We start from the raw sequence: 24,823 nt of genomic DNA, 5'->3' as shown, positions 1-24,823 counted from the left end.
CTGTGTTAGGGATTTGTAATCGGATTTTGAATGTTTCTGCATCCCCAGTGGCCCAATACCTCCCTCTCCGCCTACACTGCCGATCCGCCAAAGGAGCCTGCCATGCTGATTGTTGCCGACGAAAATATCCCGCTGCTCGATGCCTTCTTCGAAGGTTTCGGTGAAATCCGCCGGGTGCCGGGACGTTCCATTGACCGCGCCACCGTCGAACAGGCTGATGTGCTGCTGGTGCGCTCGGTAACCAACGTTAACCGCGCGTTGCTCGAAGGCAGCAAGGTACGCTTTGTCGGCACCTGCACCATCGGCACCGATCACCTGGACCTGGATTACTTTCAGCGGGCCGGCATCACCTGGTCCAGCGCGCCCGGCTGCAACGCCCGGGGCGTAGTCGACTATGTGCTCGGCAGTCTGCTGACCCTGGCCGAAATCGAAGGCGCCGACCTGACTCAGCGCACCTACGGCATCGTCGGTGCCGGTGAAGTGGGCGGTCGCTTGGTCAAGGTTCTGCAAGGTCTGGGCTGGAACGTGCTGGTCTGCGATCCGCCAAGACACGCCGCAGAAGGTGGCGATTACGTCAGCCTCGAACAGATCATTGAGCAGTGCGATGTCATCAGTCTGCACACGCCGTTGAAGAAACATGGCGCCCAGTCGACCTGGCATCTGTTCGATAAAAACCGCTTGAACCAGCTCAAATCCGGCACCTGGCTGATCAACGCCAGTCGTGGCCCGGTGGTCGACAACGCCGCGCTGCGCCAGGTGCTGCTGCAACGCGAAGACCTGCAAGCGGTACTGGATGTCTGGGAAGGTGAGCCTGAGGTCGATGTGGCACTGGCCGAACTCTGTGTGCTGGCGACGCCGCATATTGCCGGTTACAGCCTCGACGGCAGACAGCGTGGGACAGCGCAGATCTATCAGGCGTATTGCGATTTTCTCGGGCAGGCGGCCCAGATCAGCTTGAGTGATTTGCTGCCCGCATCCTGGTTGTCGCAAGTGACCTTGAATGCGCAAAGCGATCCCGCCTGGGCGCTGGCCATGTTGTGCCGTGGCGTCTACGACCCGCGCCGTGATGATGCGGATTTCCGTCGCAGCCTTGTCGGCAATGTGAATGAGCAGCGTGCAGCGTTCGATTCACTGCGTAAGCATTATCCGCTGCGGCGTGAGATTGATGGGTTGGCGGTACGGATCGATGGGGATTCGCCGGCATTGCAGAAGATCGTGGTGGCGTTGGGTGCGTCGGCGGTCTGAATTCCGAGTTGACCCAATCGTGAGCAGGCACCCTCAAAAGGCACTCATAAAAACCCCGGCCATCGGAGGCCGGGTCAAGAAGACGGTGGCTATATCACTGTTGTTCGGCAGGCTTGACCAACCGTTTTTCCAGTTCGCGGCAAGCGTCCTGGATCATGCCTTCAGTGATCGGTACTTCGCGCCCATCCTTGTCGATAATTGAGCAGCCCAGAGACTGGTCTGGCTGTGTGCGGATCACTTCAATCTTGTCTTCGCTGCTGTTTTGCAAGGACATGGCCTGTCTCCTCATCAGGTGGTGTGCTTACTGTAGAACCGCCAGGTGACCGGGCTGTGACAACTCCCTGCGATCTTTCCACAGCGGCAACATCAGTCCACCAGAAATACCGCGGCGTTGCCACCCGGACTTTAGACCAATACTGTCTAGGACCTAGTATTTGCGGACATATTTAACCTGACTCATTAAGATTTACAGCGTTCAAGCCCATCGACCGGTGTAGGCTTGATCGCGTCAAACCCTATTGGTTGCGCCATCGAATGATCTCCATCCTCTCTTCCCGTCAACGGCGCGCCATGCGCCTGGCCCTGCGTTTTATCGCGCCTTATCGCTGGCCGGCCTTTGGAGCCTTGCTCGCATTAATCGCCACGGCGGGCATTACCTTGTCCATGGGGCAGGGGATTCGCCTGCTGGTGGATCAGGGTTTCATGACCCAGTCGCCGCATTTGCTCAACCAGTCCATCGGCTTGTTTATGTTGCTGGTGGTCGGGCTGGCGATTGGCACCTTCGCGCGTTTTTACCTAGTCTCATGGATAGGCGAACGCGTTGTCGCGGATATCCGCCGTCAGGTGTTCAACCATCTGATTTATCTGCACCCAGGATTCTACGAAGACAACCGCAGCTCCGAGATCCAGTCGCGGCTGACCGCGGACACCACGCTGCTGCAATCGGTGATCGGCTCTTCGCTGTCGCTGTTTTTGCGCAATCTGTTGATGGTGATCGGCGGGATCGCTTTGCTGTTCATCACCAACCCCAAACTCACCAGCATCGTGGTGGTCGCATTGCCGTTGGTGATCGCGCCGATCCTGATCTTCGGCCGTCGGGTGCGTAGCCTGTCACGCCTGAGTCAGGACCGGATTGCCGATATCGGCAGCTACGTTGCCGAAACCCTGGGCCAGATCAAAACCGTGCAGGCTTACAACCACCAGGTGCAGGACGAGCAGCGCTTTGCCGCAACGGTGGAGGAGGCCTTCAACACCGCTCGCACGCGGATCTTCCAGCGGGCCTGGCTGATTACGCTGGTGATCGTACTGGTGCTTGGCGCGGTCGGAGTGATGCTCTGGGTCGGCGGAATGGATGTCATCGCCGGGAGGATTTCCGCGGGCGAACTGGCGGCGTTTGTGTTTTACAGCCTGATTGTCGGTAGCGCATTCGGCACGTTGAGCGAAGTGATCGGCGAACTGCAACGTGCCGCCGGCGCCGCCGAGCGGATTGCCGAGTTGCTGCGCTCAGAAAACATTATCCAGTCACCGACTACTGGCCTGGTGACTTTGCCTGAGCGGGTGAAAGGTGACCTGGTGCTGCAAGACGTACGCTTTTGCTACCCGTCGCGCCCCGAAAGCTATGCGGTCGATGGTTTGAATCTGACGATCAATGCCGGTGAAACCCTCGCGTTGGTCGGGCCGTCCGGTGCCGGCAAGTCGACGGTGTATGACATGCTGCTGCGCTTTTACGACCCCGCAGAAGGGCGCATTCTGCTCGATGGCGTGCCGTTGACTCAACTCGATCCGTTGGACTTGCGCCGCTGCTTTGCTCTGGTCTCGCAATCCCCGGCGCTGTTCTTTGGCAGCATCGAAGAGAACATCCGCTACGGCAACCCGACGGCAACCTTGGTCCAGGTTCAGGACGCGGCGAAAATCGCATACGCCCACGACTTCATTGAACAAATGCCCAACGGCTACCAGACCCACCTTGGCGACGGTGGCCTCGGTTTGTCCGGCGGCCAACGCCAACGCTTGGCCATCGCCCGAGCGTTGCTGGTGGACGCACCGATTCTGCTGCTGGACGAAGCCACCAGCGCCCTCGACGCCCAGAGCGAACACCTGATCCAGCAAGCCCTGCCGAGCCTGATGAAAAACCGCACCACACTGGTCATCGCCCACCGGCTGGCCACGGTGAAAAACGCTGACCGGATCGCGGTGATGGACCAAGGGAAACTGGTAGCGGTGGGGACGCATCAGGAACTGATTGCGAGCAACGCGCTGTATGCGCGGTTGGCGGCGCTGCAGTTCAGTGATGGGCACCCTGTCACAACTGACTAGGTAACCGATCAAGTAGAGCGCCATAAAAAATGCCCGCATCAATCGATGCGGGCATTTTTGTCAGTGCTTCAACGCTGGTTCATTGATCGTCAAAGTAGCGCTCATGCCAATCCACCAGCGGTTGCGGTGAGTTGAGCTTCTGTCCGTAGATCACCGAGTACGACAGCACGTTTTGCACGTACTGGCGGGTTTCGTCGAACGGGATGCTTTCCACCCAGACGTCGAAGCTCAGGTGGTCCGCCCCGCGCAGCCACCGACGCACGCGACTCGGGCCGGCATTATAAGCGGCAGAGGCGAGGACGCGGTTGCCGTTGAACTGGCTGTGGACCTGGCTCAGGTAAGCGGCGCCGAGCTGGATGTTCTTGTCCGGGTCGAGCACTTGCCGTGGGGAGGCCAGTGGAATGCTGAACTTGCGCGCAGTTTCCTTGGCGGTGGCGGGCATCAGTTGCATCAGGCCGCTGGCGCCGACGCCGGAACGGGCGTCGTCCATGAAAGCACTTTCCTGGCGGGTGATAGCGAACACCCAGCTCGAATGCAGGCCACGAACCTTGGCTTCACGTACCAGGGTTTCGCGGTGGGCCATCGGAAAACGGATGTCCAGGTCGTCCCAGTACTTCGCCTGACTGATGGTGCGGATCGCCGGGAAATACCATTTCAGGTCGTAGGCCAGTTTTGCCTGGGCGACCATTTCGTCGCGGCTGAAGTGGCGGCTGACGTAGTACCACTCGCGGCGACCATCGACGATCTGTCCGCGAGCGTGAAACTCAAGCGCCCGACGCACGCCCGGGGTATTGCGGACCTTCTTGATCAGCGCCTGGCTGAGCACCAGCGGTTTGTTGTTCAGCGAATAGGGCAACTGTGAGCGATCCGCCGCGAGGAAACCGTAAAAATCACGCTCGCGGGCGAGGCCCTTATAAAGCGTCTGAACTTCCGGGTTCTGCGGCTGCGCCAGTTCCAGACTGCGGGCCTGCCAATAGCGCCAGCGGTTGGTGATCGCCAGATCCTGCGGCAAACGACGAGTCAATTGATAGGCATCGTCCCAGCGGGCCAGGCGCAGCAGCAGACGCAAACGCCATTCGGAAACCGTGTTGTCACGCAGTTCCGGGTCGTACTGGGTCATCACGTTCAGCGCGCGGCTGTCGAAACGTCGTGCGAGGGTCAGTCCGATTTCTCTGGCGATGGCCACTTTTTCGTCGCGCGAGAAGTGCATGCTCTTGGCATAACTGTCGAGCAGGTCCATGGACTTGTCCGGGTCCTGGCGCGCCAGGCGACGCAGGCCAAGGCTGACCACGTCAGACATTGGCTCATCGGCCGGGGTGAAGCGCGACGGCTGGTTGAGCAGCTCGGGTTTCTGCACCACATCAATCAGCAAGCGACCACGAGGGGCGAGGGTGGTCAGGCCTTTGACCAGGCTGTTGGCCAACGGATAGTTGCGTGCCTGGGCGGCAAGTTTGGTGCGCTCCCAGCGTTTCTGCTCGGTCAACTGACCTTCGGCAGCCCATTGTCCAAATAGAGCATCGCACGCGGCAGGTTGGGATTTGCCGGTCAGCCAGAGTTTATTGGCGTTGGCGTAACCTTCGGCTTTCTGGTTATGCCCGATCTGATACTGCGCGTTCAGGCAGTCCAGTTCGGTGAAATTGAGCTTGGGGTCGTAGTACTTGACGAAGGTCGCCCAGTCGCCGCGTTCGGCCAGCCAACGCAACCAGCGCAACTTCATCCAGTTGGCCTGGGGAAGGTCTCCGTGCTCGGCGAGGAATTTCTCGATTTCGGTATTGCTCGCGTTTTTGAGGCGGGCGGTCAGTTCGTCATATGCCAGGTACGGCGTCAGCGGGTAATCGCTGAGGGCCTGGCTGTAACGCAAATAAGGACTGGTATCCCCCTTGGCGAGGGCACGCTTGGCTTCATCGTAATACTTACGTTGGGTGGACAGGTCCACCGCCTGGGCGGTTTGAACCGCAGTGGCAGAAAGAAGAAAACAGGATAAAAGACTGAAAAGGCGGCTGCGCATTAGACGTCCGGGCAGAGAAATCAGGGCAAGTGCGGGCATTGCCTGCACTGAATTGTCCCTAGCTTAGCCTTTTGCCAACGGCGGGCGAAAGCTTTGCCGGTCTGTCAGCATCAGTTCGCAACATTTGTTATGCAGAGTGTCGCGAAGGTGAAATTGCCGGCCTTCTGAAGCCTCAAGTCAGGTAGAATACGCGCCCGGTTTTTGGAGAAGCTCATGACCCTGCTCAAATTCAGCGATGTGTCCCTTGCTTTCGGCGCTATGCCGTTGTTGGACAAGGTGTCCTGGCAGATCGCCCGTGGTGAGCGGGTGTGCATCATCGGCCGCAATGGCACTGGCAAGTCCAGCATGATGAAGCTCGTCAAGGGCGACCAGAAGCCCGATGACGGCTCCGTTTGGCGCGCACCTGGCCTCAAGATTGGCGAATTGCCGCAAGAATTGCCGGTGGCCGACGAGCGGACCGTGTTCGACGTGGTGGCCGAAGGTCTGGACGGTGTCGGCGAGCTGCTCGCGCAGTATCACCACCTCAGCCAGAACATCGTCACCGACGCCGACCTGGACAAACTGATGCACGTCCAGCACGACCTCGAAGCCCGTGACGGCTGGCGTTTGCAGCAACTGGTCGACAGCACCTTGAGCCGTCTGCAGTTACCGGCCGACAAGACCCTCGCCGAATTGTCCGGCGGCTGGCGTCGACGCGTTCTGCTGGCTCAGGCTCTGGTTTCCGAACCCGATCTGCTGCTGCTCGACGAACCGACCAACCACCTGGACATCGGTGCAATTGCCTGGCTCGAAGAGGCGCTGAAGGATTTTCAGGGCGCCGTGTTGTTCATCACGCACGACCGTTCATTCCTGCAGAACCTCGCCACCCGCATTCTCGAACTTGATCGCGGTGGCCTGATCGACTGGAACGGTGACTACGCCAGCTTCCTCGTGCACAAAGAGGCGTCCCTGGCCGCTGAAGACACCGCCAACGCGCTGTTCGACAAAAAACTGGCTCAGGAAGAAGTCTGGATCCGCCAGGGCATCAAGGCTCGTCGCACCCGTAACGAAGGCCGCGTCCGCGCCCTCAAAGCCCTGCGCAACGAGCGTAGTGAGCGTCGTGAACGCACCGGCAAGGCCAGTATCCAGCTGGATACCGCTGACAAGTCCGGCAAGCAGGTTATGGTTCTGGAAAACGTGAGCTTTGCTCACCCGGGCGGCCCGTTCCTGATCAAGGACTTCTCAATGGTCCTGCAGCGCGGCGACCGAATCGGCCTGCTGGGCGCCAACGGTACCGGCAAAACCACACTGCTGAAGCTGATGCTCAGCGGTCTGCAGCCAACCAGCGGCACCGTGGAAGAAGGGACGCGCATCGACGTGGCCTACTTCGACCAGTTACGCCATCAACTGGATCTGGAAAAGACCGTAATCGACAACGTCGCAGAAGGTCGCGACTTCATCGATATCGATGGTCAGAGTCGCCACGTGCTGAGCTACCTCGGCGATTTCCTGTTCAGCCCACAGCGTGCCCGCACGCCGGTGAAGGCGCTGTCCGGTGGTGAGCGTGCCCGTCTGCTGCTGGCGAAACTGTTCAGCAAACCGGCGAACCTGCTGGTCCTCGATGAACCGACCAATGACCTCGACGTCGAAACGCTCGAGTTGCTGGAAGAGGTCTTGCTGACCTTCAACGGCACCGTGCTGATGGTCAGCCACGACCGGGCATTCCTCGACAACGTGGTCACCAGCACCCTGGTCTTCGAAGGTGAAGGCAAGGTTCGCGAATACGTCGGTGGTTATCAGGACTGGCTGCGTCAGGGCGGCTCGCCGCGCCTGTTGGGCGTGACCGAGAGCAAGTCCGGCAAAGCCGACCTGGCCTCCGCGGTCGTCACGGCCGAAGCTGCGCCAGTCGCGGCTGTAGTCGAAGCACCGGTGGCGAAGAAAAAGCTCAGCTACAAGTTGCAGCGTGAGCTGGAAATGTTGCCGGGCCAGATCGAAGCCATGGAGCAGCAGATCGCTCTCGTTGAGGCGCAAATGGCCGATGCCGGTTTCTATCAGCGTCCTGCTGCCGAGACCGCTGCCGTGATCGCTCAGTTGGAGCAGTTGCAGGGTGAGCTCGATGTAATGGTCGAACGCTGGGCCGAGCTGGATGCCTGATTGATCCTGCTATAAAAAAGCCCGGCGTTCAGTGATGAGCGCCGGGCTTTTCGTAGGCACTGTGGCTTAGCTTTTAATCAGGCGCACAGCGAGCACATCACAGGGCGCACCGTGCAACACGTCATTGGCGGTCGAGCCCAGCAGCAATGCCAGGCCGTGTCGGCCATGGCTGCCCACCACGATCAGGTCGCAGGTTTGTTCCTTGGCCAGGTGGTGGATCTCCTGGCGTGGCTGGCCGTAGGTCAGGTGGCTGTATTCCTTGGAGAGTTCCGGGTACTTCACGATCAGCCGGTCCAGGCGTTCCTTGGCCTGATCGAACTGCTGTTGTTGCAGTTGTGACAGGTCCATGGGCACGTCGCCGCCAAAGGCCATTGCCATTGGCTCGACAATGTGGACCAGGGACAATTTCGCTCCGTTGCTCACCGACAGTTCGCGAGCGCGGTGGATTACAGGATCGCACTCTTCGGTTAGATCTACAGCGACCAGAATGTGGTTGTAGGGCATGAGTTGCTCCTCCTGAGGATTGCAATATTGGTAAGTATGGCTGGTTTCAGGCGCATTGTTTTCAAAGTGACCCAATGCGCTCATCAAGAATCGGGAGTACAGATATGACGGTCTGGATAGTGGTGTCAATCCTGTTGGTGGTACTGAGTCCGCTGGCATGGCTGCGGCCGTCGCGCCACCAGAGCGGCCGTATGGCCCTGCGCATGGAGGCGCGACGCATCGGATTAGCGATGCAGCTGGCGCCTCAGGACTGGCCGCACTGGCTGAGCAAGGAGCCGCCAAGCCCTTGCGCCCAGTACCATCGACCGCGGCGTGGCAATCGGCCAGCGTGCTGGAGTTACTGGCAAAAAGCGCCGGGTGTGTGGGTCAATCAGTGGCAGGAGGTCTGCGAGGAATCGGCGTTGCTGATTCATTTCGAAAAGTTGCCAGACAACGTTTACAAGGTCGAAGCAGACAAGCAGATGATCACGCTGTATTGGGGCGAGAAGGGCGAAGCGACGGTTTTGCAAGATATTGATGCGGTGCTGAAGGCGCTGGCATAAATGCGGAAATTTCGCGCCGCAAGGGCGCGAAACGTCCGGCAGACAGGCAATAAAAAGCCCGACATCATCGGGCTGGAGTTGGCCAGGCAGGCCGGTAATTCTGTGTGGCGCTGATCTTACGCTGGGCGTTCGCCAAAAGTGTTCAGGTTTTTTCCCCTAAGGTCCCGCCAGCGTAGCTTGTTAAACAAAGGCTGCAGCGAATTAGGGCGACTTTTCTAACTATTGATCCTATGAATGACCTCACATGCAGCCGCGTGTTGCAGGGCTTCGCGGTACGGAAATGACCGGAAAGTCGCGTTTCAACCCGTATTTTGGGCGATTGACAATTGTCGGAAATTCCGTGAAGGTGACGTACCCAAATCAAACGGGCGTATGAATTGAGCGTTTGTATTGCAGACCTCTCTTACAGAATCCCGACTATCGCGTTGGCGGGTGTGTCGGGTGGATGGGCGTAGCATTGACGTTAAACGTCCCTGCCGAGCCATTCGCCTGCGTCCGACGTGTACTGTTCAGCTTCCATATCGTGGAGATCAGTTGATGATTTACGAAGGTAAAGCCATCACGGTTAAGGCTCTTGAAAGTGGCATCGTCGAATTGAAATTCGACCTCAAGGGTGAGTCCGTCAACAAGTTCAACCGTCTAACCCTGAACGAACTGCGTCAGGCCGTAGACACCATCAAGGCAGATGCTTCGATCAAAGGTGTGATCGTCAGCAGTGGCAAGGACGTGTTCATCGTCGGCGCCGACATCACCGAATTTGTCGAGAACTTCAAGCTGCCTGATGCAGAGCTTGTTGCTGGCAACCTGGAAGCCAACAAGATTTTCAGCGATTTCGAAGACCTCAACGTCCCGACGGTCGCCGCGATCAACGGCATCGCCTTGGGTGGCGGTCTGGAAATGTGCCTGGCGGCGGACTACCGCGTCATGTCCACCAAGGCCAAGATCGGTCTGCCGGAAGTCAAGCTGGGCATCTACCCGGGCTTCGGCGGTACCGTGCGCCTGCCGCGCATCATCGGTGCCGACAACGCCATCGAATGGATTGCTGCCGGCAAGGAAAACCGTCCTGAAGACGCGCTGAAAGTCGGCGCAGTCGACGCAGTGGTTGCCCCCGAGAAACTGCAGGAAGCGGCCCTGGAACTGATCAAGCGCGCCATCTCCGGCGAGTTCGACTACAAGGCCAAGCGTCAGCCGAAGCTCGAAAAGCTCAAGCTCAACGCCATCGAACAAATGATGTCGTTCGAAACCGCCAAGGGTTTCGTGGCCGGTCAAGCGGGCCCGAACTACCCGGCACCGGTTGAAGCGATCAAAACTATCCAGAAAGCCGCGAACTTCGGTCGCGACAAGGCGCTGGAAGTCGAAGCCAACGGTTTCGTCAAACTGGCCAAGACCTCTGCCGCGCAGAGCTTGATCGGTCTGTTCCTGAACGATCAGGAACTGAAGAAAAAGGCCAAGGCCTACGACGAAATCGCCAAGGACGTGAAGCAGGCAGCCGTATTGGGCGCTGGCATCATGGGTGGCGGTATCGCTTATCAGTCGGCCTCCAAAGGTACGCCGATCCTGATGAAAGACATCAACGAGCACGGCATCGAGCAGGGTCTGGCTGAAGCCGCCAAGCTGCTGGTCGGTCGCGTTGATAAAGGTCGCATGACCCCGGCGAAAATGGCTGAGGTGCTCAACGGTATTCGTCCGACCCTGTCCTACGGTGATTTCGGTCACGTTGACCTGGTCGTCGAAGCCGTCGTCGAGAACCCTAAGGTCAAGCAGGCCGTCCTGGCCGAAGTCGAAGACAAGGTCAAAGAGGACACCATCCTCGCGTCCAACACCTCGACCATTTCCATCACCTTGCTGGCCAAGGGCCTCAAGCGTCCGGAAAACTTCGTCGGCATGCACTTCTTCAACCCGGTGCACATGATGCCGTTGGTAGAAGTGATCCGTGGCGAGAAGTCCAGCGAACTGGCCGTTGCCACCACCGTTGCCTACGCCAAGAAAATGGGCAAGAACCCGATCGTCGTCAACGACTGCCCGGGCTTCCTGGTCAACCGCGTACTGTTCCCGTACTTTGGCGGTTTCGCCAAGCTGGTCAGCGCCGGTGTGGACTTCGTGCGCATCGACAAAGTCATGGAAAAATTCGGCTGGCCAATGGGCCCGGCGTACCTGATGGACGTGGTCGGCATCGACACCGGACACCACGGTCGCGACGTGATGGCTGAAGGTTTCCCGGACCGCATGAAAGACGACCGTCGTTCGGCCATCGACGTGCTGTACGAAGCCAAGCGCCTGGGTCAGAAGAACGGCAAGGGCTTCTACGCCTACGAGACGGACAAGCGCGGCAAGCAGAAAAAGGTCGCCGATCCGTCGGTACTGGAAGTGCTCAAGCCGATCGTTTACGAGCAGCGCGAAGTCACTGACGAAGACATCATCAACTGGCTGATGATCCCGCTGTGCCTGGAAACCGTGCGCTGCCTGGAAGACGGCATTGTCGAAACCGCTGCCGAAGCTGACATGGGTCTGGTCTACGGTATTGGTTTCCCTCCATTCCGTGGCGGTGCGCTGCGCTACATCGATTCGATCGGTGTTGCAGAGTTCGTTGCCCTGGCTGACCAGTACGCTGATTTGGGCGCGCTGTACCACCCGACCGCAAAACTGCGCGAAATGGCCAAAACCGGCCAGCGGTTCTTCGGTTAAGCGCCCCCAACTAGAGTGAGAGTGAATATATGAGCTTGAATCCTAGAGACGTCGTGATTGTCGACTTCGGTCGTACTCCGATGGGCCGCTCCAAAGGCGGCATGCACCGCAATACCCGTGCTGAAGACATGTCGGCGCACCTGATCAGCAAGTTGCTGGAACGCAACGTGAAGGTTGATCCGAGCGAAGTCGAAGACGTGATCTGGGGCTGTGTGAACCAGACCCTGGAGCAGGGCTGGAACATCGCCCGCATGGCGTCCCTGATGACTCAGATCCCGCACACCGCTGCCGGCCAGACCGTCAGCCGTCTGTGTGGTTCGTCGATGAGCGCTCTGCACACTGCTGCGCAAGCGATCATGACCGGCAACGGTGACGTGTTCGTGGTGGGCGGCGTCGAGCATATGGGTCACGTCAGCATGATGCACGGTGTTGATCCGAACCCGCACATGTCCCTGTACGCGGCGAAAGCCTCGGGCATGATGGGTTTGACCGCTGAAATGCTGGGTAAAATGCACGGCATTACTCGCGAACAACAGGACGCTTTCGGCGTGCGCTCCCACCAGCTCGCCCATAAAGCGACGCTGGAAGGCAAGTTCAAAGACGAAATCATCCCGATGCAGGGCTACGACGAGAACGGTTTCCTGAAATTGTTCGACTATGACGAAACCATTCGTCCGGAAACCACCCTGGAAAGCCTGGCGGCTCTGAAGCCAGCGTTTAACCCTAAGGGCGGTACCGTGACAGCCGGTACGTCGTCGCAAATCACCGATGGTGCTTCGTGCATGATCGTGATGTCGGCGCAGCGTGCACAGGACCTGGGCATTCAGCCTATGGCGGTGATTCGTTCGATGGCGGTGGCAGGTGTAGACCCGGCAATCATGGGCTATGGTCCAGTACCGGCGACACAAAAAGCTTTGAAGCGCGCGGGCCTTGGCATTAACGATATCGACTTCTTCGAGCTCAACGAAGCTTTCGCCGCACAGGCCCTGCCAGTGCTGAAAGATTTGAAAGTACTCGACAAGATGAACGAGAAGGTTAACCTGCATGGCGGTGCGATTGCCCTGGGTCACCCATTTGGTTGCTCCGGTGCACGTATCTCCGGCACTCTGTTGAACGTGATGAAGCAAAATGGCGGCACCTTCGGGGTAGCTACCATGTGCATTGGTCTCGGCCAAGGCATCTCCACCGTCTTCGAACGCATTTAAGCGTTCCGTTGACGGAAGCCGGGGCCAAGTGCCCCGGTTTTTGTTTTTCTGAATTTATTTTTTGTTTTTATTTTTAAAAGATTTGAGCGAGGGCCAAACCATGCCGATACAACTTGGGCTCTACCAACATTACAAAGGTCCGCAGTACCGTGTATTCAGTATTGCGCGGCATTCGGAAACCGAAGAAGAAGTGGTCTTCTACCAAGCCCTGTATGGCGATTACGGCTTTTGGGTGCGTCCCTTGAGCATGTTCCTGGAGTCGGTCGAGGTTGACGGCGAACAGGTGCCACGCTTTGCTTTGGTGCAAGCCGAACCGAGCCTTTTTTCCAAGCCATAAGCTGAGTGCGGGCAAGAGCCTGCGCTTGACCTCACCTTGTAGCCACTATATATAGCGGTGCCGCGTCAGGCGCCAACCGCCTTTCACTTCTAGAATTCAGGAATTTTCTGATCCATGGGCAAATCGCTGGTCATTGTGGAATCCCCGGCTAAGGCCAAGACCATCAACAAGTATCTGGGTAACCAATACGTGGTGAAGTCGAGTATCGGCCATATCCGAGACCTGCCCACCAGCGGTTCGGCTAGCGCCAGCAAAGAGCCAGCCGCCAAGCGCGGCAAGGCCGCCGCGGGTGAAGGTCCGGTGCTCACGCCGAAAGAGAAAGCGCGCAAGCAGTTGGTCTCGCGCATGGGTGTCGATCCCGATCATGGCTGGAAAGCCAAGTACGAGATCCTCCCAGGCAAAGAAAAGGTCATCGAAGAGCTGCGCCGGCTCGCCAAGGATGCTGACACCATCTATCTCGCAACCGACTTGGATCGCGAGGGGGAAGCCATTGCCTGGCACCTGCGCGAAGCCATCGGTGGTGATGACAGCCGCTACAAGCGCGTGGTGTTCAACGAAATCACCAAGAAGGCGATTCAGGAAGCCTTCTCCAAACCGGGCGAGCTGGACATTGATCGTGTAAACGCACAACAAGCGCGTCGTTTCCTCGACCGCGTGGTGGGTTACATGGTTTCCCCCCTGCTGTGGGCCAAGGTCGCTCGTGGCCTGTCCGCTGGTCGCGTGCAATCGGTTGCCGTGAAGCTGGTCGTTGAGCGTGAGCGTGAAATCCGCGCGTTCAACCCGGAAGAGTACTGGGAAGTTCACGCCGACCTGGGCACCGCCAAGGGCGCAACCGTGCGCTTTGACGTGGCTCGCGAGAAAGGCGAAGCCTTCAAGCCGCTCAATGAAGCTCAGGCCATGGCCGCGTTGGAGAAGCTCAAGGCTTCCAGCTACAGCATCGTCAAGCGCGAAGACAAGCCGACCAGCAGCAAGCCGTCGGCACCTTTCATCACGTCCACCCTGCAACAGGCTGCGAGTAATCGCCTGGGCTTCGGCGTGAAGAAAACCATGATGATGGCTCAGCGTCTGTACGAAGCCGGCTACATCACTTACATGCGTACCGATTCCACCAACCTCTCGGTCGATGCCGTGACGATGGCGCGTACTTATATTGAAGGCGAGTTCGGCAAGCAGTACCTGCCGGAAGCCCCGAATGTCTACAGCAGCAAGGAAGGCGCACAAGAGGCTCACGAAGCGATTCGTCCCTCCGATGCCAATACCGAGCCAAGTAAATTGTCGGGCATGGAGCGTGACGCAGAGCGGCTTTACGAGCTGATCTGGCGCCAGTTCCTCGCCTGCCAGATGCTGCCGGCCCAATACCTGTCGACCACTGTCACCGTCGGTGCCAGCGACTTCGAGTTGCGCGCCAAAGGGCGCATCCTGAAGTTCGACGGTTACACCCGCGTCATGCCGCAAATTGCCAAGCCTGGTGATGACGACGTGTTGCCGGACATGGCTCAGGGCGACGCGATGAAGCTGATCAAGCTTGATCCGACCCAGCACTTCACCAAGCCGCCAGCGCGTTACTCGGAAGCGAGCCTGGTTAAAGAAATGGAAAAACGCGGCATCGGTCGTCCTTCGACCTACGCGGCGATCATTTCGACCATCCAGGATCGTGGCTACGTAGCGCTGCACAACCGTCGTTTCTACTCGGAAAAGATGGGCGACATCGTTACCGAGCGCTTGGCCGAGAGTTTCTCCAATCTCATGGACTACGGCTTCACCGCCGGCATGGAAGAGAACCTCGATGACGTGGCCCAAGGTGAGCGTGACTGGAAGAACGTGCTCGACGAGTTCTACGGCGACTTCAAGAAGAAGCTCGAAGTAGCCGAAAGCGCCGAAGGCGGCATGCGTGCCAACCAACCAGTGATGACTGACATTCCGTGCGTATTGTGCGGGCGTCCGATGCAGATTCGTACTGCATCGACTGGCGTGTTCCTTGGTTGCTCGGGCTACAGCCTGCCGCCGAAAGAGCGCTGCAAGGCCACTGTCAACCTGGTGCCGGGCGACGAAATCGCGGCGGACGACGAGGGTGAGTCGGAGTCGCTGGTTCTGCGTGGCAAGCACCGCTGCCCGATCTGCAGCACAGCGATGGACGCTTACCTGCTGGATGAGAAGCGCAAGCTGCACATCTGCGGTAACAACCCGGATTGCTCTGGCTACGAAATCGAAGAGGGCACTTATCGCATCAAAGGCTACGAAGGTCCAAGCCTGGAATGCGACAAGTGCGGCAGCGAGATGCAACTCAAGACTGGCCGTTTTGGCAAGTTCTTCGGTTGCACCAACGCGACGTGCAAGAACACCCGCAAATTGCTGAAAAGCGGTGATGCCGCACCGCCGAAGATGGATCCGGTGAAGATGCCTGAGCTGAAATGCGAAAAGGTCAATGACACTTACATCCTGCGCGACGGTGCTTCCGGCCTGTTCCTGGCGGCCAGTCAATTCCCGAAAAACCGCGAGACGCGTGCTCCGCTGGTGATGGAAATTGTGCCGCACAAGGATGAGATCGATCCGAAGTACCACTTCCTGTGCGAAGCACCGAAGAAAGATCCGGACGGCCTGCCTGCTGTGATCCGTTACAGCCGTAAAACCAAAGAGCAGTACGTACAGACTGAAGTCGACGGTAAGCCAACTGGCTGGAAGGCGTACTACGACGGCGGCAAGTGGACGGTTGAAGACAAGCGCCCGGCGAAGACCGCTAAGGCTTAACCGGAGCTGTACTGAAAAGGCCGCATGACAACCCTCGGGTTTTCATGCGGCCTTTTTGTTTTGTGCTTGCGGGAAGCGGAGCTGATCCACGACACTGTCTGATCTGTGTGAAGCCATTATTTCGTTGTGGAGGCTGCCGTCATGGCCCACGAACTCTATACCCGTACCAACCAGAAAATATACTTCGCTGGCCTGTCGCTGGAAGCGCTCGCCAGAGCCGAAGAGGGGCGGGCGATGAACGCCCTGGCGCTGATCCAGGCCGGACGTGAGTCGGCCCTGTTTCACTTGTACGGTGCGTTGCTGGGACTGTGCCATGAAATTGCCGGTTTCTATCGCTTGCCTCAGGCCAATGCGCCTCGGGCCGAGTTGCTGCTGACTCGCGAAGTACTTGAAGCCATCGCGATTCCGGAAATGGCCGAGATGGTCGAGTTGGCCAATAATCCGGAAACCTGGCTGGCCAAACTGCTGGCAGCCCATGCAGCGCTGTTTCAGCCGCCACGAGCGCCTCACAAACCTAAGGGTGACGTGACGCAGCCGCTGATCATGGCCGTTAACCTGGATGAAGAAGAGGCTCCTCAAGAGCTGAACCGGGAGGAACTGGAGAGCTGGCGTCAGAACCTCAAGGGACTGGCGATTCGATTTCGCGAAGGCCTGAACGAGTGCTGAGCACATAATCACATCGGACACTGCGTTACGTTGATCTCTTCAGGGATGGAGCATGTCTTCCATTCTGCATAACAAAAAACTGCGACAGTTGTTTAACTGCTCGAGGTGATAAAGCAACTCAGGGCGTTGGGTGGGCCGTTGGAGTTCGATAACGCCACGCCCAGGTTATTTCGTAATATCGGTTTGGGATTGATTGCCGCCACCGTTGTTTTCGTACCTTTTGTCGTGCTGGGCATCGCTTTTCTATTGGGTGGCTGGCTTGTGATGGATCACAGGTCCGGTGTGACCGACGCACTCTCCAGGAAAATCCCCCATAAATCTTCATTGCTCACCCATGGGTTAAAGGAGTCGTTCAACCCGGATGTGCAAGTGCTGGAGAGTTTGGGCGAGGAGTTCAAGGACTTCCATTGAGGATCCTACAGCCGACAGATTTTGAAATCGGTTCAAGGTGCCTACCTTGGCGCGGTTCATGAATTGCCCTTCACTTACCAGCACTTGCAGTATGTCGATCGCGAAAGTTACAAGGCCACCGTGTCAGATGGGGCGGGCGGTAACTCCCTTGTTAATGACAGCCTCAACAAAAAGTCGGTAATTATTCCATTTCCGACGCCCAGGCTTCCGTAGCTTTTGAGTACAAGCCGAACTTTTGACAGGTGGAGCGCCACAGGCTCGGTCGGTCTGGAATGCCCGCAAAATGGCTTTTTCGTAACGGCGGGCTGATTACCGCTCCTCAAGATCCCGAGCGAAGCCTGGCCGATGCCTATATAATCCCCGCCTTTCGTGGAGAACAAACCTTTATGCCAACGTCCTTTCTAGAAATTGTCGAGTTACCAGACGGCCGTATCGAGCTGCGCAGGGCTGAGGACGAGGGTTCTCTGGTTACTTTGGATTTCTCCGAGGATGCCAAAGCGTTCCTGCAGGGCCAGCACGTAGAAGTCGCCAAGGCGATGTTGAGCGTCGGCGTTCAGATGGCCGGACGCTTGGTTGAAGGCGAATTCAGTACGGATGAGGGGCCTCGGGTTCTTCATTGATCCCGCCCGTCGGTTTTTTGCTGATATCGCTGCAGGTTGGCTTCTCTATCCTTGGAGAAGCCCCGCGCTGTTCAGCGCGTGCATTATTTGTCAGTTAACCCAGTCGAATATTCAGGCTTTGTGCGTCCCCGATCCGGGCGGCGCTGATCAACTGTTGCCGTGAAGTTGTGCCCAATGGGTTGAGCCAACTGACCACTGTGTGGCTGCGGCCCAGGCGCAAGGCCTCGCAGGTCAACTGCTGAGCGCTCTGAGTGCCGCGCGGTTGCAGCAGCAGGATGCGTTCGCGGTTAAGGCCGGCGTCCCGCAACCAGGCCTGGGTCAGGCTGGCGGGCGGAGCAATTAGCGTCAGCCAGCGCGCGTCCTGGTCCTGGCTCAGTTCCCTGAGAATCGGCGCAAGAAGATTCAGGCAGTTCCCGGTTGCACCACGCAGCGACAGCTCGCTGAAGACTTCGGGCTCGGTGCTCCAGGGTGACTCGACCACGTCTTTCAGGATCGGCGCCAATGGCTGCACCATGAAAGCCTCGAACAACGGCAGTTGGGCTTGCTGTGATGTGTGTTGGAACTGCATAAAGCCTCCTTTAGCGGCGAATGACGCCGACACTCAAGCCTTCGATCACCAGGTCCTGATCTTTCAGGTTCACTTCGATAGGGGCAAATTCAGGGTTTTCGGCAATCAACCAGACTTTGCTGCCATCGCGCTTGAAGCGTTTGACGGTCACTTCGTCGCCGATTCGTGCTACTACGATCTGGCCGTTGCGGGCTTCGCGGGTGGTGTGCACTGCCAGCAGGTCACCGTCGAAAATGCCCACATCCTTCATGCTCATGCCATGCACCCGAAGTAGATAGTCGGCGCGAGGATGGAAGAACGACGGATTGATGTTGCAGGACTCTTCGATGTGTTGCTGGGCGAGGATCGGGGCACCGGCAGCCACTCGGCCAATGATCGGCAGGGTGGACTCGTCGGCCTTGGCTTCGAAGCCGGGGATGCGAATACCACGGGAAGCACCGGGAGTCATCTCGATCGCACCCTTGCGGGCCAGCGCCTTGAGGTGTTCTTCCGCCGCATTGGGCGACTTGAAACCCAGTTCCTGAGCGATTTCCGCGCGGGTGGGCGGGTAGCCGTTGTCTTCGAGGCAACGTTTGATGAAGGCCAGAATCTCTGCTTGGCGTGGCGTCAGCTTTAGCATATTGATCGCTCTGTCTTTTTATACAGTGACTGGGATTATATACAGTGGAACGGTCTTGGCAATGCCCCTTTTTTTGCTGACCGCCAGACGGCCCATGAGCCCGCTGATTCAAGCTTGAGAGTTGTATGGTTAAATAGGTGACCGACCATTCCCAAAACGAACCGTCAGGCTTGACAAGGCCTGGGCTGAAACGTATGTTTCAAACAAGTGTTTGTCAGGCGGAGTAGTCATGGCCCAGTCGGAAACCGTTGAACGCATTCTTGATGCTGCCGAGCAATTGTTCGCGGAAAAAGGTTTTGCTGAAACCTCATTGCGTCTGATCACCAGCAAGGCCGGTGTCAATCTGGCGGCGGTGAACTATCACTTCGGTTCGAAGAAGGCGCTTATTCAGGCAGTTTTTTCGCGCTTTCTCGGGCCGTTCTGCTTAAGCCTTGATAAAGAGCTGGAGCGGCGTCAAGCCAAGCCGGAGAACAAGCCGACGCTTGAAGAGCTGCTGGAAATCCTCGTCGAGCAAGCCCTGGTGGTGCAACCACGCAGCGGTAACGATCTGTCGATTTTCATGCGTTTGCTGGGTCTGGCTTTCAGTCAGAGCCAAGGGCACTTGCGGCGTTATCTGGAGGATATGTACGGCAAGGTGTTTCGCCGTTACATGATGTTGGTCAACGAAGCCGCGCCGCGCATTCCACCGATTGAGCTGTTCTGGCGTGTGCACTTCATGCTCGGCGCCGCCGCGTTCAGCATGTCCGGTATCAAAGCCCTGCGCGCAATTGCCGAGACCGACTTCGGTGTCAACACCTCCATTGAGCAAGTAATGCGTCTGATGGTGCCGTTCCTGGCGGCGGGCATGCGCGCCGAAACCGGTGTGACCGACGTGGCCATGGCCACCGCTCAGTTGCGTCCGCGCAGCAAATCAACCCCGGTTGCCGCCAAGGTTTAACCGCGCACGGGTGGGCGCGGCAGCTGACATCCGCTAAGCTAGCCGCCCATGCCGACTCTCGCTCTGAAACCGCTCCCCATTCGTATCGCCGACCTGTCGGGCATTGCCCTAGGCCGCGATTGCGTGCGAGCCGGGTTTATCGTTATCAAGGAATCTCTATGACTGCTGGCCTGCAAGGCTCGTTGATGGTGGACGTCGCCGGTACCTGGCTGACGGCTGAAGATCGCCAATTGTTGCGCCAACCCGAAGTGGGCGGCCTGATCATTTTCGCGCGCAATATCGAACACCCGCGGCAAGTGCGCGAGTTGAGCGCCTCAATCCGCGCCATTCGCCCCGATCTGCTGCTGGCAGTCGACCAGGAGGGCGGCCGGGTTCAGCGTTTGCGTCAGGGTTTCGTGCGACTGCCAGCCATGCGCGCCATCGCTGACAATCCGAATGCCGAGTACCTCGCCGAGCAGTGCGGCTGGATCATGGCGACTGAAGTGCTGGCTGTCGGCCTCGATCTGAGTTTCGCTCCGGTGCTGGACCTCGATTTTCAGCGCAGTGCCGTAGTGGGCAGTCGTTCATTCGAAGGTGATCCAGAGCGTGCAGCATGGCTGGCGGGAGCCTTCATTCGCGGCATGAACAGCGCCGGCATGGCCGCCACCGGCAAGCACTTTCCCGGTCACGGCTGGGCCGAGGCCGATTCCCATGTTGCGATCCCTGTTGATGAGCGCAGCCTCGACGAAGTTCGCGCCAGTGACCTGGTGCCGTTCGCCCGGCTGAGCAAGCAATTGGCTGCGGTCATGCCTGCTCACGTTATCTATCCGCAAGTCGACTCCCGGCCCGCCGGCTTCTCTCGCCGCTGGTTGCAGGACATCCTGCGTGGCGAACTGCAATTTGACGGCGTGATCTTCAGCGACGACCTGTCCATGGCCGGCGCCCACGTGGTCGGCGATGCTGCCAGCCGTATTGAAGCGGCGCTGACGGCCGGTTGTGACATGGGCCTGGTGTGCAACGATCGCGCGGCCGCGGAATTGGCCCTGTGCGCCGCCCAGCGTCTGAAGGTCAAGCCGTCCGAGCGCATTGCGCGGATGCGCGGCCAGTCGTACGCCAACACTGAATACCGTCAAGACCCGCGCTGGCTGATAGCCGTCGGCGCGCTCAAAGAAGCTCAACTGATTGATTAGGGCCTTTTTGTTATGACTGTTTACGCGATTATTGGCGGCACCGGCCTGACTCAACTCGAAGGCCTGAGCATTCGTCAGTCACTGGCGGTGGACACGCCGTATGGCGTGCCTTCGGCTGAAGTGCAGATCGGCGAGTACGCCGGCAGGGAAGTGCTGTTTCTCGCACGCCACGGTCATCCTCACCGCTTTCCACCGCACCAGGTGAACTACCGCGCCAACCTCTGGGCGCTGAAACAGGCTGGCGCCGAAGCGATTCTGGCGGTCAACGCCGTGGGTGGGATTCATTGCGCGATGGGTACCGGACATTTCTGCGTGCCGCATCAGCTCATCGACTATACCAGCGGTCGCGAACACACCTATTTCGCCGATGATCTGCAGCAGGTCACACACATCGACTTCAGCTATCCCTACAGCGAGTCACTGCGTCAGCAATTGATTGCGGCGCTGGCGGCCGAAGGGGTTGGCTACAGCAGTCAAGGCGTGTACGCCTGCACTCAAGGACCACGTCTGGAAACCGTCGCTGAAATCGCCAGACTGGAGCGTGACGGATGCGACATCGTCGGCATGACTGGAATGCCGGAAGCGGCATTGGCTCGTGAACTGGAACTGGATTACGCCTGTCTGGCGCTGATAGTAAACCCGGCAGCGGGCAAGTCGACGGCCGTGATTACCATGGCCGAGATCGAGCAAGCGCTGCATGACGGGATGGGCAAGGTGAAATCGACGTTGGCTCGGGTGCTTAGAGGTTGAGCAGTCGTCACAGCGGTTTGGCCCCATCGCGAGCAGGCTTGCTCGCGATGACGATTTAATAGTCGCCGCTATTTTTCCAGCTTATCCGGCAACGGTGCAAACAACGCTTCAATGTCATCACTCTGTAACTTCCAGTCGCCGGTCTTGCGCCCATCCAGCACGCCAGCCACCAAGTCGGACTTTTCCTTCTGTAGATGCTGAATCTTCTCTTCCACCGTGCCCCTGGCAATCATCTTGTAGACGAACACCGGTTTCTCCTGGCCGATGCGATAAGCCCGGTCAGTGGCCTGATTTTCCGTCGCTGGATTCCACCACGGATCATAGTGAATCACCGTGTCGGCTTCGGTCAGGTTCAGGCCGACGCCACCCGCCTTCAGGCTGATGAGAAAGATCTGACGCTTGCCGCTCTGGAAGTCTTTGACTGGTGCGCGACGGTCGCGGGTCTGCCCGGTCAGCAGCGCATAATCGACTCCGCGTTTTTTCAGCTCGTCTTCAATCAACGACAGCATTGAAGTGAACTGCGAGAACAGCAGAATCCGCCGACCTTCATCGAACAATTCCTCAAGCATTTCCATCAGGCTGTCGAGCTTGCCCGACGTGCTGCCGCGAGTGGGGGGCAGGGCGGCATCGTTGACCAGGCGCAAATCGCAGCACACCTGACGCAGTTTCAGCAGCGCTTCAAGAATGATGATTTGGCTGCGCGCCACGCCCTTGCGGGTGATCTCGTCGCGGACTTTCTTGTCCATCGCCAGGCGCATGGTTTCGTACACGTCGCGCTGGGCTTCGTTGAGCTCGACCCAATGGATGATTTCGGTTTTCGGCGGCAACTCGGTCGCCACTTGTTCCTTGGTTCGACGCAGCAGGAACGGTTTTATCCGGCCGTTGAGGTGCTGAAGTCGCACTTCGCTGGCGCGCTTTTCGATCGGCACGCGGTAATCGCGGTTGAAGCTTTTCACGTCGCCGAGCCAGCCAGGCAAGAGGAAGTGAAACAGCGACCACAGTTCACCCAGGTGGTTTTCCAGCGGCGTGCCGCTCAGGCACAGGCGCTGGCGGGCATTCAATTCGCGGGCAGCGTGGGCGGCCTTGCTGTTGGGGTTCTTGATGTATTGCGCCTCGTCCAGAACCAACACGTGAAAAGGCTGCGCGGCGAGGCGTTCGACGTCCTTGGGCAGTAGCGCATAGGTGGTCAGGATCAGGTCGTAATCGGCCAGCGTGTCGAAATGCTTTTTGCGACTGGCACCGTACAGCGCCAGCACTTTGAGTTGCGGCGTGAAGTGCGCCGCTTCATCCAGCCAGTTGGGGATCAGGCTGGTGGGCATCACCACCATGCACGGCCGATCGAGGCGTCCGGCATTTTTCTCACTGAGAATGTGCGCCAGGGTCTGTAGGGTTTTGCCCAGACCCATGTCGTCCGCGAGAATCCCGCCGACTTCCAGTTGCCGCAACGACTGCATCCAGCTCAAGCCTTCCAGTTGATAGGGGCGCAAGGTCGCGTTCAAGCCTTCCGGGGCGGTCGCGGTGAGGTCCTTGATATCCCGCAGCCGCTGGGCGAAGGTGCGAATTTGCTCGCCACCCTCCCAGAGCAACGGCAGGTCTTCCAGCGGATTCAGTCGCGTGGCATCGGCTTTGCTCAGGCGCAGCGTCGTTTCGCCGGGCCCTTGCAGGTAGAACTCGCCGAGGGTCGCCAGTACCGGTTTCAATCGGCCGAAGGGCAGGGCGACTTGCAGCGGGCCGTACTCGGAGTTCGGGCGATTGGGAATGTTCACCAGGATCAACTCGTCGTCGCGACGTCGTGCAAGGCGTTCCGGGTTGAGGATCTCGGTGTGAGAGCGCATCAGGTTCAGCAGGATCGGCAGCAGACTCAGCCGCTCGCCGTTGACGATGATTCCCAGTTCCAGATCGAACCAGTCGCGCTCCGGTGCCTGTTCTACGGTGGCGTACCAATCGTCCACGGCAGTCAGGTCGAAACCGAAGTCTTCGTCGATCTGCAACTCCCAACCCAGGGCGCGCAGCTTCGGCAGTTCATTGAGGGTGAAGGTTAGCCAGGCACTGTCGTTGACCATCTCGAAAAGTTCGCCGGCACTTTCCGGCAAGGCCTTGCTTTGCCGGGTGGCAATTTTGAAGCCGAGGATTCGCAACTGCTCCCTGTAGGTCTGTTCAACTTCCGGGTGGCGTTTTATCCGTAACGTTTGCGTCTCCTGACGAATCAGAATGTCGGTGTTCTTCTGCCCGGAAACGTATTCATCCAGATAGCTGAAAGACAACGCCGCGCGATGCTGAATATAACGTTGCATCTTGCCGTTGCGCGGTTCGAAGGCGCTGAACTCAATGCTCGCCAGCCAAAGGCGCGGCATCGGTTGCACGTTATCCACCAGCACTTGCGGCGGCGCCTTCGGGCTGCGGTTTTCCAATACGGCTTGAAGTTTCTCGAGTAGCTCGGCGTCTTGCGCCGCAGCGGGATAGGCGAGGGTTTCCTGCACTTTCAGTAGCACCGCCGCACAGTGTTTGCAGTTACTGTGGACCGGGCAAGTGCAGGTGGCATCGATCATCAACAGCGTGGCTTTGGCTGACTCGCGCAGGCGAATAGTCTGACGATAAACGTTACCGCCAGAGCCCTCGCAGGCGGCAATGATCGTGGCGTCGCCGGCCTCGACGATCCTGACGCGGTTCTCCAACGCGTAGCGACGACCACGCTCCAGGCTCTGTTCCTTGAATCGGCTGACCCAGGAAGGTGCCAGGGGTTTGCTCAGGATCGCAGGCATAAGGACTCAATCAGTCCGGAATTTCATCGGGGACTGGCCGAGGCGCAGGTACGGTGAGCGAGGTGATCTTGATCAACATGCCCAAGTGGCCGTTGTCGAGGAAGTTCAGCTGGCCGTTCTTGGTGTGGCTTTCCTGCTTCATGTGTTCGCTGGCGGTGATCATGCCGTTGGCGTCGATCTGGTTAACCCAGAGATCCGCGTCCACATCAGTGAAACGTCCCAGTTTCAGGCTCAACGTGCCCTCGATCGGGAACTGGCCGAACTGTTCTTTGCCTTCGCTGATCGCGACGTTGCTGGCTTCTTCGCCGAGCGTCTGTTGCCAGGCCTTATGCAGCAATACCGTGTATTCATTGCTGGCGGTGAGTTTTTCTACTTCGCCATTGAGACTCGGTGTCCGCAGGCTGTCGGGGCTTATGGGCTGAGCTCCGGCAGCCCAGTCTTCCGGCGCGGCGCGGCTGACGATAGCGGGCACGGCGTTTTGGCGGACCAGAATCATTTCAATCTGATACAAGTCATCGGCAAATGCCGTAGGGGCGACCAGCGCTGTTATGAGCATTGTCAACAAGGTCGGTAAGCGAAACAGGCGCATGCGGCGTCC

The 24,823-nt window shown here is 58.4% G+C and carries 21 protein-coding genes; 14 read left to right on the top strand and 7 right to left on the bottom strand.

The genetic code is table 11. From position 1 onward, the window contains the following. The first annotated feature begins 102 nt into the window (after window positions 1-102). Window positions 103-1,245, top strand: coding sequence for a 4-phosphoerythronate dehydrogenase PdxB (gene pdxB / locus ACXPVS_RS07645; RefSeq protein WP_458509389.1), 1,143 nt, complete (start codon window positions 103-105; stop codon window positions 1,243-1,245). A 94-nt stretch (window positions 1,246-1,339) separates the two neighbouring features. Here pdxB and ACXPVS_RS07640 read toward each other — a convergent pair whose 3' ends face one another. Then, window positions 1,340-1,519 carry a PA1571 family protein gene (locus ACXPVS_RS07640; RefSeq protein ID WP_458509388.1) on the bottom strand — a complete coding sequence of 60 codons (180 nt, stop codon included), beginning with the start codon at window positions 1,517-1,519 and terminating at the stop codon, window positions 1,340-1,342. Between the two features lie 260 nt (window positions 1,520-1,779). On the opposite strand from ACXPVS_RS07640, the gene ACXPVS_RS07635 reads away from it, so the two are divergent. Next, window positions 1,780-3,561: an ABC transporter transmembrane domain-containing protein gene (locus ACXPVS_RS07635; RefSeq protein ID WP_458509387.1), complete on the top strand. Its 1,782-nt coding sequence runs from the start codon at window positions 1,780-1,782 to the stop codon at window positions 3,559-3,561. 79 nt (window positions 3,562-3,640) lie between these two features. Here ACXPVS_RS07635 and ACXPVS_RS07630 read toward each other — a convergent pair whose 3' ends face one another. Next, window positions 3,641-5,569 (bottom strand): transglycosylase SLT domain-containing protein, encoded by a 1,929-nt coding sequence (locus ACXPVS_RS07630; RefSeq protein WP_458509386.1) that lies wholly within the window; start codon window positions 5,567-5,569, stop codon window positions 3,641-3,643. 213 nt (window positions 5,570-5,782) lie between these two features. Here ACXPVS_RS07630 and ACXPVS_RS07625 point away from each other — a divergent pair, with 213 nt between their 5' ends. Next, window positions 5,783-7,702 carry an ATP-binding cassette domain-containing protein gene (locus ACXPVS_RS07625; RefSeq protein ID WP_458509385.1) on the top strand — a complete coding sequence of 640 codons (1,920 nt, stop codon included), beginning with the start codon at window positions 5,783-5,785 and terminating at the stop codon, window positions 7,700-7,702. A gap of 66 nt (window positions 7,703-7,768) precedes the next feature. Here ACXPVS_RS07625 and ACXPVS_RS07620 read toward each other — a convergent pair whose 3' ends face one another. Next, a complete protein-coding gene (locus ACXPVS_RS07620; protein WP_008151425.1) occupies window positions 7,769-8,206 on the bottom strand; it encodes a universal stress protein in 438 nt (145 codons plus the stop codon). A 104-nt stretch (window positions 8,207-8,310) separates the two neighbouring features. Between ACXPVS_RS07620 and ACXPVS_RS07615 the strand changes: the two genes are divergently transcribed. From ACXPVS_RS07615 to ACXPVS_RS07580, 8 genes are all read left to right on the top strand, one after another. After that, window positions 8,311-8,748, top strand: a complete 438-nt coding sequence (locus tag ACXPVS_RS07615; protein WP_458509384.1) for a hypothetical protein — start codon at window positions 8,311-8,313, stop codon at window positions 8,746-8,748. Between the two features lie 537 nt (window positions 8,749-9,285). Further along, complete coding sequence (gene fadB, locus ACXPVS_RS07610; protein WP_458509383.1) at window positions 9,286-11,433, top strand: fatty acid oxidation complex subunit alpha FadB; 2,148 nt, start codon at window positions 9,286-9,288, stop codon at window positions 11,431-11,433. Window positions 11,434-11,462: 29 nt separating this feature from the next. Next, complete coding sequence (gene fadA / locus ACXPVS_RS07605; protein WP_458509382.1) at window positions 11,463-12,638, top strand: acetyl-CoA C-acyltransferase FadA; 1,176 nt, start codon at window positions 11,463-11,465, stop codon at window positions 12,636-12,638. A gap of 100 nt (window positions 12,639-12,738) precedes the next feature. Beyond that, a complete protein-coding gene (locus tag ACXPVS_RS07600) occupies window positions 12,739-12,975 on the top strand; it encodes a DUF1653 domain-containing protein (RefSeq protein WP_458509381.1) in 237 nt (78 codons plus the stop codon). Between the two features lie 114 nt (window positions 12,976-13,089). Further along, window positions 13,090-15,723, top strand: coding sequence for a type I DNA topoisomerase (gene topA / locus ACXPVS_RS07595; RefSeq protein ID WP_458509380.1), 2,634 nt, complete (start codon window positions 13,090-13,092; stop codon window positions 15,721-15,723). Between the two features lie 141 nt (window positions 15,724-15,864). Then, complete coding sequence (locus tag ACXPVS_RS07590) at window positions 15,865-16,389, top strand: DUF6586 family protein (RefSeq protein WP_458509379.1); 525 nt, start codon at window positions 15,865-15,867, stop codon at window positions 16,387-16,389. Window positions 16,390-16,527: 138 nt separating this feature from the next. Then, a complete protein-coding gene (locus ACXPVS_RS07585; RefSeq protein WP_458509378.1) occupies window positions 16,528-16,800 on the top strand; it encodes a hypothetical protein in 273 nt (90 codons plus the stop codon). Between the two features lie 386 nt (window positions 16,801-17,186). Next, complete coding sequence (locus ACXPVS_RS07580) at window positions 17,187-17,420, top strand: hypothetical protein (protein ID WP_458509538.1); 234 nt, start codon at window positions 17,187-17,189, stop codon at window positions 17,418-17,420. Window positions 17,421-17,514: 94 nt separating this feature from the next. Here the strand turns inward: ACXPVS_RS07580 and sulA are convergent, their stop codons facing one another. Both sulA and lexA read right to left on the bottom strand, forming a co-directional pair. Next, complete coding sequence (gene sulA / locus ACXPVS_RS07575; RefSeq protein ID WP_458509377.1) at window positions 17,515-17,988, bottom strand: SOS-induced cell division inhibitor SulA; 474 nt, start codon at window positions 17,986-17,988, stop codon at window positions 17,515-17,517. A gap of 10 nt (window positions 17,989-17,998) precedes the next feature. Continuing rightward, window positions 17,999-18,607 carry a transcriptional repressor LexA gene (gene lexA, locus ACXPVS_RS07570; protein ID WP_282482082.1) on the bottom strand — a complete coding sequence of 203 codons (609 nt, stop codon included), beginning with the start codon at window positions 18,605-18,607 and terminating at the stop codon, window positions 17,999-18,001. 229 nt (window positions 18,608-18,836) lie between these two features. Here lexA and ACXPVS_RS07565 point away from each other — a divergent pair, with 229 nt between their 5' ends. The 3 genes from ACXPVS_RS07565 (at window position 18,837) to ACXPVS_RS07555 (ending at window position 21,463) form a co-directional block, all read left to right on the top strand. Next, a complete protein-coding gene (locus ACXPVS_RS07565; RefSeq protein WP_283190374.1) occupies window positions 18,837-19,544 on the top strand; it encodes a TetR/AcrR family transcriptional regulator in 708 nt (235 codons plus the stop codon). A gap of 170 nt (window positions 19,545-19,714) precedes the next feature. After that, window positions 19,715-20,713: a beta-N-acetylhexosaminidase gene (nagZ, locus tag ACXPVS_RS07560; RefSeq protein ID WP_458509537.1), complete on the top strand. Its 999-nt coding sequence runs from the start codon at window positions 19,715-19,717 to the stop codon at window positions 20,711-20,713. A gap of 12 nt (window positions 20,714-20,725) precedes the next feature. Continuing rightward, complete coding sequence (locus tag ACXPVS_RS07555; protein ID WP_458509376.1) at window positions 20,726-21,463, top strand: S-methyl-5'-thioinosine phosphorylase; 738 nt, start codon at window positions 20,726-20,728, stop codon at window positions 21,461-21,463. A 68-nt stretch (window positions 21,464-21,531) separates the two neighbouring features. Here the strand turns inward: ACXPVS_RS07555 and ACXPVS_RS07550 are convergent, their stop codons facing one another. Together ACXPVS_RS07550 and ACXPVS_RS07545 are read right to left on the bottom strand one after the other, a co-directional pair. Continuing rightward, window positions 21,532-24,225: a DEAD/DEAH box helicase gene (locus ACXPVS_RS07550; RefSeq protein WP_458509375.1), complete on the bottom strand. Its 2,694-nt coding sequence runs from the start codon at window positions 24,223-24,225 to the stop codon at window positions 21,532-21,534. 10 nt (window positions 24,226-24,235) lie between these two features. Beyond that, window positions 24,236-24,814 carry a CsiV family protein gene (locus ACXPVS_RS07545; protein ID WP_458509374.1) on the bottom strand — a complete coding sequence of 193 codons (579 nt, stop codon included), beginning with the start codon at window positions 24,812-24,814 and terminating at the stop codon, window positions 24,236-24,238. Window positions 24,815-24,823 lie beyond the last annotated feature (9 nt).

It is taken from the genome of Pseudomonas sp. Ma2-10 (assembly GCF_054330215.1).
This window is presented reverse-complemented; position numbering and strand designations above follow the sequence as displayed.

Coding starts and splice junctions, on each gene's coding strand:
- pdxB (WP_458509389.1), top strand. CDS start 103: ATGCTGATTGTTGCCGACGAAAATATCCCGCTGCTCGATGCCTTCTTC.
- ACXPVS_RS07640 (WP_458509388.1), bottom strand. CDS start 1,519: ATGTCCTTGCAAAACAGCAGCGAAGACAAGATTGAAGTGATCCGCACA.
- ACXPVS_RS07635 (WP_458509387.1), top strand. CDS start 1,780: ATGATCTCCATCCTCTCTTCCCGTCAACGGCGCGCCATGCGCCTGGCC.
- ACXPVS_RS07630 (WP_458509386.1), bottom strand. CDS start 5,569: ATGCGCAGCCGCCTTTTCAGTCTTTTATCCTGTTTTCTTCTTTCTGCC.
- ACXPVS_RS07625 (WP_458509385.1), top strand. CDS start 5,783: ATGACCCTGCTCAAATTCAGCGATGTGTCCCTTGCTTTCGGCGCTATG.
- ACXPVS_RS07620 (WP_008151425.1), bottom strand. CDS start 8,206: ATGCCCTACAACCACATTCTGGTCGCTGTAGATCTAACCGAAGAGTGC.
- ACXPVS_RS07615 (WP_458509384.1), top strand. CDS start 8,311: ATGACGGTCTGGATAGTGGTGTCAATCCTGTTGGTGGTACTGAGTCCG.
- fadB (WP_458509383.1), top strand. CDS start 9,286: ATGATTTACGAAGGTAAAGCCATCACGGTTAAGGCTCTTGAAAGTGGC.
- fadA (WP_458509382.1), top strand. CDS start 11,463: ATGAGCTTGAATCCTAGAGACGTCGTGATTGTCGACTTCGGTCGTACT.
- ACXPVS_RS07600 (WP_458509381.1), top strand. CDS start 12,739: ATGCCGATACAACTTGGGCTCTACCAACATTACAAAGGTCCGCAGTAC.
- topA (WP_458509380.1), top strand. CDS start 13,090: ATGGGCAAATCGCTGGTCATTGTGGAATCCCCGGCTAAGGCCAAGACC.
- ACXPVS_RS07590 (WP_458509379.1), top strand. CDS start 15,865: ATGGCCCACGAACTCTATACCCGTACCAACCAGAAAATATACTTCGCT.
- ACXPVS_RS07580 (WP_458509538.1), top strand. CDS start 17,187: ATGCCAACGTCCTTTCTAGAAATTGTCGAGTTACCAGACGGCCGTATC.
- sulA (WP_458509377.1), bottom strand. CDS start 17,988: ATGCAGTTCCAACACACATCACAGCAAGCCCAACTGCCGTTGTTCGAG.
- lexA (WP_282482082.1), bottom strand. CDS start 18,607: ATGCTAAAGCTGACGCCACGCCAAGCAGAGATTCTGGCCTTCATCAAA.
- ACXPVS_RS07565 (WP_283190374.1), top strand. CDS start 18,837: ATGGCCCAGTCGGAAACCGTTGAACGCATTCTTGATGCTGCCGAGCAA.
- ACXPVS_RS07555 (WP_458509376.1), top strand. CDS start 20,726: ATGACTGTTTACGCGATTATTGGCGGCACCGGCCTGACTCAACTCGAA.
- ACXPVS_RS07550 (WP_458509375.1), bottom strand. CDS start 24,225: ATGCCTGCGATCCTGAGCAAACCCCTGGCACCTTCCTGGGTCAGCCGA.
- ACXPVS_RS07545 (WP_458509374.1), bottom strand. CDS start 24,814: ATGCGCCTGTTTCGCTTACCGACCTTGTTGACAATGCTCATAACAGCG.